General features: G+C 71.1%; 10 protein-coding genes and 1 tRNA gene. 8 read left to right on the top strand and 3 right to left on the bottom strand.

What is annotated here, in order from left to right:
• Window positions 1-2 precede the first annotated feature (2 nt).
• Window positions 3-1004 carry an SMI1/KNR4 family protein gene (locus N5I75_RS17455; protein WP_476678565.1) on the bottom strand — a complete coding sequence of 334 codons (1002 nt, stop codon included), beginning with the start codon at window positions 1002-1004 and terminating at the stop codon, window positions 3-5.
• Window positions 1005-1287: 283 nt separating this feature from the next.
• On the opposite strand from N5I75_RS17455, the gene N5I75_RS17450 reads away from it, so the two are divergent.
• Window positions 1288-1854, top strand: a complete 567-nt coding sequence (locus tag N5I75_RS17450) for a YwqJ-related putative deaminase (protein WP_476678563.1) — start codon at window positions 1288-1290, stop codon at window positions 1852-1854.
• Window positions 1854-2360 carry an SUKH-3 domain-containing protein gene (locus N5I75_RS17445; RefSeq protein WP_476678561.1) on the top strand — a complete coding sequence of 169 codons (507 nt, stop codon included), beginning with the start codon at window positions 1854-1856 and terminating at the stop codon, window positions 2358-2360. The genes N5I75_RS17450 and N5I75_RS17445 overlap by 1 nt, the downstream gene beginning before the upstream one ends.
• A 15-nt stretch (window positions 2361-2375) precedes the next feature.
• Here the strand turns inward: N5I75_RS17445 and N5I75_RS17440 are convergent, their stop codons facing one another.
• Window positions 2376-3695 carry a sensor histidine kinase gene (locus N5I75_RS17440; protein WP_476678559.1) on the bottom strand — a complete coding sequence of 440 codons (1320 nt, stop codon included), beginning with the start codon at window positions 3693-3695 and terminating at the stop codon, window positions 2376-2378.
• Window positions 3696-3869: 174 nt separating this feature from the next.
• On the opposite strand from N5I75_RS17440, the gene N5I75_RS17435 reads away from it, so the two are divergent.
• The 6 genes from N5I75_RS17435 (at window position 3870) to N5I75_RS17410 (ending at window position 8591) form a co-directional block, all read left to right on the top strand.
• Window positions 3870-3941: transfer RNA gene (locus N5I75_RS17435), tRNA-Gln, on the top strand.
• A 111-nt stretch (window positions 3942-4052) separates the two neighbouring features.
• Window positions 4053-5507 (top strand): bifunctional UDP-N-acetylglucosamine diphosphorylase/glucosamine-1-phosphate N-acetyltransferase GlmU, encoded by a 1455-nt coding sequence (gene glmU / locus N5I75_RS17430; RefSeq protein ID WP_476678558.1) that lies wholly within the window; start codon window positions 4053-4055, stop codon window positions 5505-5507.
• Between the two features lie 120 nt (window positions 5508-5627).
• On the top strand, window positions 5628-6605 hold the full coding sequence (locus N5I75_RS17425) for a ribose-phosphate diphosphokinase (protein ID WP_361071905.1): 978 nt from the start codon (window positions 5628-5630) through the stop codon (window positions 6603-6605).
• A 190-nt stretch (window positions 6606-6795) separates the two neighbouring features.
• Entirely contained in the window at window positions 6796-7383 is a 588-nt protein-coding gene (locus N5I75_RS17420) for a 50S ribosomal protein L25/general stress protein Ctc (RefSeq protein WP_476678557.1), read from the top strand.
• A gap of 108 nt (window positions 7384-7491) precedes the next feature.
• Window positions 7492-8085 carry an aminoacyl-tRNA hydrolase gene (pth, locus tag N5I75_RS17415; protein ID WP_476678555.1) on the top strand — a complete coding sequence of 198 codons (594 nt, stop codon included), beginning with the start codon at window positions 7492-7494 and terminating at the stop codon, window positions 8083-8085.
• Window positions 8086-8135: 50 nt separating this feature from the next.
• Window positions 8136-8591 carry a hypothetical protein gene (locus tag N5I75_RS17410; protein ID WP_476678553.1) on the top strand — a complete coding sequence of 152 codons (456 nt, stop codon included), beginning with the start codon at window positions 8136-8138 and terminating at the stop codon, window positions 8589-8591.
• 18 nt (window positions 8592-8609) lie between these two features.
• Here the strand turns inward: N5I75_RS17410 and ppc are convergent, their stop codons facing one another.
• Window positions 8610-11345, bottom strand: coding sequence for a phosphoenolpyruvate carboxylase (gene ppc / locus N5I75_RS17405; RefSeq protein ID WP_476678551.1), 2736 nt, complete (start codon window positions 11343-11345; stop codon window positions 8610-8612).
• Window positions 11346-11984 lie beyond the last annotated feature (639 nt).

Here is an 11984-nt window from a genome sequence, read left to right as displayed (position 1 = left end):
CTTCACCCCTCGTCCGCGTACGTCGAGACCGGGACGGCGCTCGCGAAACCGCCGTCCACCATCAGGTTCGCCACCGTCTCCAGCTCGGGCGGGTTGCCCGCGAGCCGGGACAGGAAGACGTCGAAGTCGTCGCCGCACGGCAGGAGCAGCCGCTCCACGCGCTCGGCGACCGACAGGGCGGCCGTGTCGCCGCCGTCCCGCGCGTCGTCGTACGCGCAGAACCAGACGGAACCGGCCCTGGCGCCGCGCACCTTCACGGCGAGGATGCCGCCCTGCACGAAGCCGACCGCCAGGTAGTCCTTGGTGAGGTGGTCGCGCAGGCACTTGTTGACGTAGACGACGTCGTTGACGGCGGCCTCGTCGCGGACCGTGAAGAACGGCTGGTCGATGAGGAGGCCGAGGTCGGCGTCGAGCGCCGTGCCGACGGGCGCGGAGCCGCCTGCCGCCTTCAGGAACGAGCGGTAGGCGCCGGGCAGCCGGTAGCCGAGGTCCTCCTCCACGCCGAGGACCTGCTGCTCGGTGACGGCCACCGCCGACTTGGGCAGGCCGAAGTGGGCGGGCCGGGTGTCCTGGAGGGGGCGGGTGCCGCGCTTGTGCTGGTCGACGGCGGCCGTCGCGAGCCCGCCGTGGTGCCGCAGCAGCGCCTTCACCTCGACGGGGACGAGTTCGAGGCGGCGCGAGCCGCGGACGTGGTGCCAGGTCCAGCCGTGCGGGGTCGCCACCGCCGGGATCGTGTCCCACAGTGCGTGGCCGGAGGCGGCGAGCGCGGCGTTGGCCGACACGTAGTCGGTGAGCCGCAGTTCGTCGACGCCGAAGCCCTGGGGCGGCTCCGCGATCTCGGCCGCCGCACGCGCGTACGCCGAGAAGTCCGGATAGCCGTCGCCGTCCACCCGCACTCCGCGGGGGTGCCGGGCGGCGCGGACCGGGTCAGGGAAGTTCACTACCTGCCCGGCGTAAGCCGCGTTCGGCGGCGCGGCCTGCTGCCCGAGCCGACCTGTCGTCATGGCGGTTGCCCCCTGCGGCGCTGTTGACGGGTACCTGCTTCACCGCGGCCGAACGGGTGCCGAACTCGTGGACTGTTCCCGGCCCGTGTCGATCGCGGACAACGACAGCCTATGCGGTCGTACGGCACCGGTCACCGGGCGTCCGGTTCCATGACCAGCAGTCACCCCCGTGTCACCACCCCGTGACGATCCAGCGTGTCGACGGGTACCGGCTTCCGCACCCGGCGCCCCATTTGGCACTCTGTGCAGGCAACCTGGGGGATTGCAGGAGGGGAAGCACTACATGAACAGCGGTATCGCAGAGACGACCGCGGAGCCGTCCGCCGACGCGGAGGCGCCGTCCGGCAACGACCCGCGCGTGGGCTGGAGCGCGGCGGACGCCATCGACGTACCCGTCCTCCGCGGGCGCAGGGACGGCATCCTGCCCGCCGTCGCCGCGGCGCTCTCGGTGCGCGGCGGCACGCTCACCTCCACCGCCGCGCGCGGCGAACTGCCGCCCGCGCTGCATCCTTTGGTGCAGGATTTCCTGGACACGTTGACGAGTGCGCAGCGTGACCGGTTCACCGGGCGCTGCGCCGAGGCCATCCTCGTCTCGCGCCATCTGGTCGCCGTGGACGCCGAGCGCACCGAGAAGTCCAAGCGGGCCCGGCGCCGGCCCATGACGGTGGGCGAGGCCCGCAAGTCCCTCAAGCACGCGAAGCTCACCACCCGGCGCATCCGCGAGGACGGCGACCCGCTGCACGGCGGCTTCGCCCGTCCCTGCCGCGCCTGCGCCGCGCTGACGGCCCACTTCGGCGTCCGCGTGGTGGACCCCTCCGCAGACACAGCCGAGAGCGAGACGGCCCCCTGATGCCCACTTCTTCTCTTTCGGACCGCACGTCGAGCACCCGCTTCACCGTGCCCGTCGACGCCGCGCTGCGGGCCGCGGGGTGGCAGCCCGGCCGCTGGGACATCAAGCAGGCCGAGTTCTGGGCGGACGCCCTGCGCTCGCACGTCTCCCCCGCCGGACACCGGCACGCCGTCTTCCCGGCGGCGGTCGAGGCGTGGGCGGAGTTCGGCGGCCTGCACCTGACGCCGACCGGGCCAGGACGCCAGATCGCCCCGGTCCAGCCGCACCTCGACCCGCTGCACGGCCTCCACATGGCCCGCACCCTCGGCGACCTCGGCCGCGCCCTGGACACGGAGGTCGCCCCGCTCGGCGCCGAGTCCGGCACGGAGGCGCTGCTCGCCATCGACACGGAGGGCCGCGTCTACGCCCTCGACCACAGCGGCGACTGGTACCTCGGCCCGAACATCGACCGCGCCCTGGAGACCCTGACGACGGGGGTCCAGCCGGCCCGCCTCCAGGCGACCTGAGGGCCCTCGGAAGGGCTACGCCGCCGGGAGCACCGCCGACACCCGGTAGCCCCCGGCGTCCGTCGGGCCCGAGACGAAGACGCCGCCCAGGAACGCCACGCGTTCCTTCATGCCGACCAGGCCGTTGCCGCCCGACGGGAGGCCCGCCGACGAGGCGTCCGCGAGGTCCGGCGGGGGCTCGTTCTCGACCTGCATGGCGACCTCGGCGGCGCGGTGGGCGAGGCGGACGTAGGTCTTGGCGCCCGCGGCGTGCTTGTGCACGTTCGTGAGGGCCTCCTGCACGACGCGGTAGGCCGTCTGCTCCACCGCCCCGCCGTACTCGCGCACCTCGCCCTCGACGGTCATCTCGACGACCATCCCGGCCTCCCGGGACTGGCCCACCAGCTCGTCGAGGTCGGCGAGGCACGGGCCGCCCTCCGCGGAGCCGTCCTCGGCCTCGGCCCGGGACGCCGCCGCGGCCGCCGCCTCCGCCACCGCCGCGAGCGGCACGCTCATGCCGCGCTCCGGCACCGGGTCGCCGGACCGCAGCACGCCCAGCATCTCGCGCAGCTCGGTGAGCGCCTGCCGGCCCATGTCGCCGACGAGCGCCGCGTTGTGCACCGCCTTCTCCGGGTCCTTGCGGGCCACCGCCTGGAGCGCCGCCGCGTGCACCACCATCAGCGACACCCGGTGCGCGACGACGTCGTGCATCTCCCGCGCGATCCGGGTCCGCTCCTCGCCGCGCGCCCACTCGGCCCGCTCCTCGGCCCGCTCGGCGAGCAGCGACAGCTCGCGCTCCAGCGACTCGTTGCGCTCGCGCAGGCTCTCCATCAGGCGGCGGCGCGCCCCCACGTACAGGCCGAGGAGGAGCGGCGGCGCCGTCACCCCGAGCGAGGTGGTGATGGCGACGAACGGGACGAACCAGCCGCCCACCTGGAACCGGTCGCTGTGCACCATGTCCTGCTGCGCCCGGACGACCGAGACGATCAGCGTCCCGGTGAACGACATGCAGGCGAGCGAGCCGATGATCCGCCGCGGCATCTCGGAGGCGGCGAGCGAGTACAGGCCGACGACGGTGAGCATGATGCCCATCTGCGCCGGGGTCACCGCCACGGAGACGAGCACCACGGCGATCGGCCAGCGCCGCCGCAGCAGCAGCGTCGCCCCTGTGAGCACCCCGAACAGGATGCCCGTCCAGACCGGCAGACCGGCCTTGTGGGCGAACGGCACCCCCTCGAACGCGCACTCGACCGCGGACGCCGCGGCGAGCCCCACGTCCAGCACGGCACTGCGCCGCCGCTCCCACCACCACGGCCCCCCGGCCGTGGCTCGGTGAACTTCCCCCGTCGTGGTCATGCCCCCAGCCTACGGGCGGTCGGCGCCCGTTTTCCGGTGAGTTTTGCCTCTCCGCCGAGCCCCCGTACGTGTAAGAGGGCTCCGAGTTGTACCGTCGCGGGGAAGGTGCCTGGTACGGCATAGTGTTGGGTGCTCACTCGACGGGCAGGCGCAATGTCCGTTCAGTCGGGTTGATCCCCCGTGGTGTAATTGGCAGCACCGTGGCTTTTGGTGCCATTTGTCCGGGTTCGAGTCCTGGCGGGGGAGCACAACGTGACGCGGGGCCCGGCCGACGGTCGGGCCCCGCCCTCGTTTCGGCTCTCGAACACCCCGGTATCCTGCGGATGTCCACCCCATTCGAAGCCGAAGGGCACCTCCGTGAGCGCCATCCGCCCGGCCGCCGTCGTCGTTCTCGCAGCGGGTGAGGGCACCCGTATGAAGTCGGCCACCCCCAAAGTCCTGCACGAACTCTGCGGCCGCTCCCTCGTCGGCCATGTGCTGGCCGCCGCTCGTGAGTTGGACCCCGAGCAGCTCGTCGTGGTCGTCGGGCACGCGCGCGAGAAGGTCACCGCCCATCTGAACACCGTGGACGCGGACGTCCGCACCGCCGTGCAGGCGGAGCAGAACGGCACCGGGCACGCCGTCCGCATGGGCCTGGAGGGCCTCGCCCCCGAGGGCGCCCTCGACGGCACCGTCGTGGTCGTCTGCGGCGACACCCCGCTCCTGACCGGCGAGACCCTGACGGCGCTCGCCGCCACCCACTCCGCCGACGGCAACGCGGTGACCGTGCTCACCGCCGACGTGCCGGACGCCACCGGCTACGGCCGCATCGTCCGCGACGCCGCGACCGGCGCCGTCACCGCGATCGTCGAGCACAAGGACGCCACGGAGGAGCAGCGCGCCCTCACCGAGATCAACTCGGGTGTCTTCGCCTTCGACGGCCGCCTCCTCGCGGACGCCCTGAAGAAGGTGCGCACGGACAACAGCCAGGGCGAGGAGTACCTGACGGACGTCCTCGGCATCCTGCGCGCCGCCGGACACCGCGTCGGCGCCTCCGTGGCCCGGGACCACCGGGAGATCGCGGGCATCAACAACCGCGTCCAGCTCGCCGAGGCCCGCCGCATCCTGAACGACCGCCTCCTTGAGCGCGCGATGCTCGACGGCGTCTCGGTCGTCGACCCGGCGAGTACGTTCATCGACTGCACGGTCACCTTCGACCGGGACGCGACGGTCCTGCCGGGCACGCAGCTGCACGGCACCACGCATGTCGGCGAGGGCGCGGTCGTCGGCCCGAACACCCGCCTGACCGACACCACGGTCCACGCGGGCGCCCGCGTGGACAACACGGTCGCCGACAGCGCCGAGATCGGCCCGCAGGCGAGCGTCGGCCCGTTCGCCTACCTGCGGCCCGGCACGCGCCTCGGCCTGAAGTCGAAGGTCGGCACGTTCGTCGAGCTGAAGAAGTCCTCCCTCGGCGAGGGCACGAAGGTCCCGCACCTGTCCTACGTGGGCGACGCGACGATCGGTGACTTCACCAACATCGGCGCCGCGAGCGTCTTCGTGAACTACGACGGCCAGGACAAGCACCCCTCCGTGATCGGGTCGCACTGCCGCACCGGCGCGGACAACATGTTTGTGGCTCCTGTCACGGTCGGGGACGGTGCCTACACCGCCGCCGGGTCCGTGATCACGAAGGACGTACCGGCCGGTTCGCTGGCCGTCGCCCGGGGCCAGCAAAGGAATATCGAGGGTTGGGTGGCGCGCAAGCGCCCCGGTAGCGCGGCCGCGAAGGCGGCCGAGGCGCTCACCGAGGAGCCGGGCAGCGAAGGCTGACCGGAAACAGGTGCGTCCGACACGGCGTACCGTGATAGATGCTCACGATTCGCCTGGCTCGCTGCTATAGGGACGCGCGGGCAGCTGCGGCGGACGAACTCGTCTGAGGAGACTAGTGCTGTGACCGGGATCAAGACGCAGGGCGAGAAGAAAATGATGTTCTTCTCGGGCCGCGCCCACCCCGAGCTTGCCGAGGAGATCGCGCACCAGCTCGGTGTCGGGATCGTCCCGACCAAGGCTTTCGATTTCGCCAATGGTGAGATCTACGTCCGCTACCAGGAGTCCGCTCGCGGTGCCGACTGCTTCCTGATCCAGAGCCACACGGCTCCGATCAACAAGTGGATCATGGAGCAGCTCATCATGATCGACGCGCTGAAGCGCGCGTCGGCCCGCTCCATCACCGTCATCGTGCCGTTCTACGGTTACGCGCGGCAGGACAAGAAGCACCGTGGACGTGAACCGATCTCGGCGCGTCTGATCGCGGACCTGATGAAGACCGCGGGCGCCGACCGCATCCTCACGGTCGACCTGCACACGGACCAGATCCAGGGCTTCTTCGACGGCCCGGTGGACCACCTGTTCGCGCTGCCGATCCTGGCGGACTACGTGGGCGCCAAGGTCGACCGCTCCAAGCTGACCGTCGTCTCCCCCGACGCCGGCCGCGTACGCGTCGCCGACCGCTGGTGCGACCGGCTGGGCGCCCCGCTGGCGATCGTGCACAAGCGCCGCGACAAGGACGTCGCCAACCAGGTGACGGTCCACGAGGTCGTCGGTGACGTCGAGGGCCGCGTCTGTGTCCTCGTCGACGACATGATCGACACCGGTGGCACGATCTGCGCCGCCGCCGACGCCCTGTTCGCGCACGGCGCCGAGGACGTCATCGTGACGGCCACGCACGGTGTGCTCTCCGGCCCGGCCGCGGACCGCCTGAAGAACTCCAAGGTGAGCGAGTTCGTCTTCACGAACACGCTGCCGACGCCGAACGAGCTGGAGCTCGACAAGATCACGGTCCTGTCGATCGCCCCGACGATCGCCTCCGCCGTGCGCGAGGTCTTCGAGGACGGCTCGGTGACCAGCCTCTTCGAGGGCGAGGCCTAAAAAGGCCCGCTGAAGATCGATTTGGGTACGGCCTCCCCCGCCGAGTAAGCTGCTGAAGTTGCTCGGCGAGGGAGGCCGTACTTTTTCGTACGGCGGTCCGTTATCGACGCGCTCTTCGTAGCAGGCCGTTCGTGGCCGGGTGACCACCTTCTTCGCAAGGTCCCCCTAGTTCTACGAGGAGTTGAAGAGCATGTCCGAGGTCAAGCTCGCCGCTGAGGCCCGCACCGAGTTCGGCAAGGGCGCCGCCCGCCGCATCCGCCGCGAGAACAAGGTTCCCGGCGTCGTCTACGGTCACGGTGGCGACCCCGTCCACGTCACCCTGCCGGGCCACGAGCTGCTGCTCGCCCTGCGCACGCCGAACGTCCTGCTCTCCCTGGACATCGACGGCAAGAACGAGCTGGCCATCCCGAAGGCCGTGCAGCGCGACCCGCTGAAGGGCTTCCTCGAGCACGTCGACCTGCTCCTCGTGAAGCGCGGCGAGAAGGTCACCGTCGAGCTCCCGATCGTCACCGAGGGCGAGCTGGCCCCGGGCTCCACCATCCTGGAGCACGTCCTGAACACACTGGCCGTCGAGACCGAGGCCACGCACATCCCGGAGTCGGTCACCGTCTCCATCCAGGGCCTGGACGCCGGTGACTCGGTCGCCGCCAAGGACATCAAGCTGCCCTCCGGCACCACCCTCGCCGTCGACGAGGACGCCGTCGTCCTCCAGGTCCTCGCCGCGCAGGCCGAGGAGGCCCCGGCCGAGGCCGAGGGCGACGAGGCCGCGGAGGCCTGAGCCTTCGCCGTTTGAAATCCCGGTGTACGGGGTGGTGGGCACGGCCCGCCGCCCCGTACAGCCGTCTCCGGCCCCCTCCCCGACGCCACCCGACGCGAAGGAACGCTGATGTCCGACGACAACGCCCCCTGGCTGATCGCCGGGCTCGGCAACCCCGGCCCCGAGTACGCGATGAACCGGCACAACGTCGGCTTCATGGTGGCCGACCTCCTCGCGCACCGGATGGGCGCCAAGTTCAAGCGGGCCACCAAGGGCCAGGCCCAGGTGGTGGAGGGGCGCATCGGCCCGCCCGGACCCGCCAACCGCCGGGTCATCCTCGCGAAGCCGATGTCGTACATGAACGTCTCCGGCGGCCCGGTGACCGCGCTGCGCGACTTCTACAAGGTGCCGACCGACCGCATCGTCGCCGTCCACGACGAGCTGGACATCGACTACGGGGTGCTGCGCCTGAAGCTGGGCGGCGGCGACAACGGCCACAACGGCCTGAAGTCGATGACCAAGGCGATGGGCCCCGACTACCACCGGGTCCGGTTCGGCATCGGCCGCCCGCCGGGCCGGATGCAGGTCGCGGACTTCGTCCTGAAGGACTTCTCCTCGACGGAGCGCAAGGAGCTCGACTACTTCGTGGACCGCGCCGCCGACGCGGTGGAGGCGCTCATCACGGAGGGCCTGGAGCGCGCGCAGTCCTCGTACAACTCGTAGACCCCGTGCGGAGTTGACCGTACGCATACCGATGGCCAAAGATCACGGCCATGGCTTCAGCGGTGGCAGTGTCGGCTTCCCGGCGGATCGCGGCGTTGGCGATCGCCCTGCTCCTGATCGTGGCGGGGTTCTGGGCGTCGTGGGGCGCCGCGCAGCACGTGGTGTTCCCCAAGGGGCGCACGCACGGTGAGCTGCTCGTGGAGCGGTGCGAGGACAGCAAGTGCAGCGGGCCGCTGGCCTCCGCCCCGGACGGTGCCGACGTGTGGATGCGCCGCTCCGTCGGCGTGAAGAAGGGCGCCCGCATCGAGGTCGTCGTCAAGCCGAGCAGCCGGCAGGCCGTGCGCTCGGGGGCGGCCGGGTTCTTCACCGCGCTCATGCCGCTGGGCGGCGCGCTGCTGCTCGCGTCGGTCGTGCTCGCGGGCGGAATGCTGAACCGGCGCCTGGCGTGGATCACGTCAGGCGCCGGTGTCGCGCTGCTGACAGCGGCGTTCGTCGCCGTCAGCTGAGCGGTTCCACTACAAGGGTCAGCCGGTGTTGCGCAGGCCCGCCGCCACGCCGTTCACCGTGAGCAGCAGGGCCCGGCCGAGGGTCGGGTCCGGCTCCTCGCCCGCCGCCGCCGCCTCGCGCTGGCGCTTGAGCAGGGCGACCTGGAGGTAGGAGATCGGGTCGAGGTAGGCGTCGCGGATGTCGAAGGTCTGCTTCAACACCGGCTGTGCGGCGAGGAGTTCACTCTCGCCGGTGACGCGGAGCACCTCGCGGACGGTCAGCTCGTGCTCGGCCACGATGGCGTCGAAGACGTGCTTCAGGTTGTCCGGGACGAGCGTGTCGACGTAGTGCCGGGCGATGCGCAGGTCCGTCTTGGCGAGCGTCATCTCGACGTTGGAGATGAAGTTCCGGAAGAAGTGCCACTGCCCGTGCATCTCGTCGAGCATGGAATCGAGCCCGGCCTCGCGCAGCGCCTTCAGGCCCGAGCCGACGCCGAACCAGCCGGGCACGATCTGCCGCGACTGGGTCCAGCCGAACACCCACGGGATGGCGCGCAGCCCGTCGAGGGAGACGCCCGAACCAGGACGCCGGGACGGCCGCGAGCCCAGGTGCAGGTCGGCGAGCTGGTCGACGGGGGTCGACGCGAGGAAGTAGTTCGGCAGGTCCGGGTCCTCGACGAGCCTGCGGTACGCGGCGTGCGCGGCGTCGGAGACGACGTCCATGGCGGCGTCCCAGCGGGCCAGAGCCTCGTCGGACTGGCGCGGCGCGGTGTGCAGGGCGGACGCCTGCAGGGTGGCCGCGACGGTCAGTTCGAGGTTCTCGCGGGCGAGGGACGGCACGAGGTACTTGTCGGAGATGACCTCGCCCTGCTCGGTCACCTTGATCTCGCCCTCCAGCGTGCCCCAGGGCTGGGCGAGGATCGCGTCGTGCGAGGGGCCGCCGCCGCGGCCGACGGTGCCGCCGCGGCCGTGGAAGAGGCGGAGCCGCACCCCGTAGCGGTGCGCGACGTCACGGAGCCGCCGCTGGGCGCGGTGGATCTCCCACTGCGACGTCGTGATGCCGCCGAACTTCGAGGAGTCGGAGTAGCCGAGCATGACCTCCTGCACGTCCCCGTTGAGCGCGACGAGGCGCCGGTAGGACGGGTCGGAGAGCATGTCCTCCAGGATCGTGTCGGCGGCCTTCAGCTCGTCCGTCGTCTCCAGGAGCGGCACGATGCCGATCTTCGCCCAGCCCGCGTGCAGGTCGAGGAGGCCGGCCTCGCGGGCGAGGACGGTCGCGGCGAAGACGTCGTCGGCGCCCTGGCACATCGAGATGATGTACGACTCGATGACCTCGGGCCCGAACACGTCGAGCGCCTTGGCGACGGTGTGGAAGACGCCGAGGGTCTTCTCACCGGCCGCGTCGAGCGGGGCGGGGGTCGGCGCGAGCGGACGGCGGGACCTGAGTTCCTTGGCGAGCAGCTTGCCGCGGTAGTCGCGGGGCATGTCCGCGTAGCGCCAGGACTCCTCGCCGAGCCGGTCGAAGAGCTGGCCGAGCGCGTGGTGGTGGGCGTCGGCGTGCTCACGTACGTCCATCGTGGCGAGCTGGAGGCCGAACGCGGCGAGGGTGCGGATCGTGCGGTTCATCCGGCCGTCGGCGAAGAGGCCGCCGCGGTGCTCGCGCAGCGAGGTCTGGATGAGGGTGAGGTCGCGGAGCAGCTCGGCGGTGCCGAGGTAGTCGCGGCCGTCGACGTGCGGGGTGTTCTTCGCGAGCCGGTCCTTGGTGTTCTCCAGCTTCTGCCGGATCGCGGTGGCCTTGAGCCGGTAGGGCTCCTCGGCGTTGAGCCGCTTGTAGCGGGGGCTGATCTCCGGCAGCCGCTCCAGGTCCTGCTGCAGGGAGGTGAGCAGTTCCTCGGTGGCGCCGGTGTAGCGGATCGAGTTCGACAGGAAGCCGCGCAGCTCGTCGATGAGGTCGAGGGCGTCGTTGATGCCGTGCTCGTGCTGGAGGATCAGGACGTCCCAGGTGACCTGCGGGGTCACGTTCGGGTTGCCGTCGCGGTCGCCGCCGATCCAGGTGCCGAAGGTCAGCGGGCGGACCTCCTCGGGCAGCGAGACGCCGACGCGCTCCAGCTCGGCGGTGAGGTCCTCCAGGACGTCGCCGACCGCGCCCGCGTGCAGCTCGTCGAGGTAGTAGATCGCGTTGCGCGACTCGTCGGTGACCTCGGGGCGCACCACGCGCAGCTCGTCCGTCTGCCACACCAGGTCGATGTTCTCGGCGAGGCGGGTGTCGTAGCGGCGGCGGTCGGCCTCCAGGACCGGCGTCTCGAGCAGCTCGGCGATGCGGCGCAGCTTGTTCAGGACGGAGCGGCGGGCGGCCTCGGTCGGGTGGGCCGTGAAGACGGGCCGCACGTTCAGGTTCTGAACGGTCGCGCGCAGGTGGTCCGGGTCGGCGTCCTTCAGGCGGTCGGCGGTGCGGGCGAGGAGACCGCCCTCGGCCTCGCGCCTGGCGCGCATCTCGCGGCCACGGTGGACCTGCTCGGTCACGTTGGCGAGGTGGAAGTAGGTGGAGAAGGCGCGGACCAGCTTGGCCGCGGTGTCCAGTTCGGTACCGCGCAGCAGTTCGGCGGCGGCCTCGCCGTCCTCGCGCGTCAGGCGGCGGACCTTCTCGACGAGTTCGAGGAGCTCGGGCCCCTCCTGTCGGACGAGGGTCTCGCCCAGCAGATCGCCCAGTCGGCGGATGTCGGCGCGCAGCTCGGCACTGGTGCTCGTCGAGGCGGTCTGTTCGGCACTGCTCACAGGTGCGGCTCCTTGCAGTGGTGAAGCTCGTCTGGAGGGAAGAGTCCCCGGAACCGGGTACAAGTCCCGGGTGGAGATTCAGAGCGGACCGCGCTGTCCGACCGTTTCCAAGGATATGTGTCCGCGCTCGCGGCGCTGCCCGGGCCCTCGTGGCACCCGAATACGCACCGCTACGCTTACGGTCCCGTAAGTTACGGAACCGTAGGAACGCCGGAGCCTCCGTGGTTCCCGTGGACCCGGGTGGGTCTACGGGACCCGATGGGTCCACGTGGACCCGGGTGGGTCTATGTGGATCCGGTGGATCTACGTAGACCCGGGTGGATCCGGTGGATCCGGTGGGTTCCCGTGGACCCGGTGGGTTCCGGTGAATCCGGTGGATCCGGCGGGTTCCCGTGGACCCAGCGGATCTACATGGACCCGGCGGGTCTACATGGACCCGGCGGATCCACATGGACCCAATGGGTCTACGTGGACCAGGTGGATCTACGTGGGTCCCGGTGGATCTGCGTAGATTCCCCGGGTCCCGGTGGGGCTCCGGGGATCTTCGTTGATCCCGGTGGAACTTCTCACCAGTCCCGGCCCCTCTCAACCCTCCTCCGACCCTCTCGCTCAGCCCTTGACCTGACCCTCGACGTACAG

The organism is Streptomyces sp. R818, from assembly GCF_056172735.1.
The sequence above is the reverse complement of the archived record's forward strand: the minus strand, read 5'-3'. Positions and strand labels throughout refer to the sequence as shown.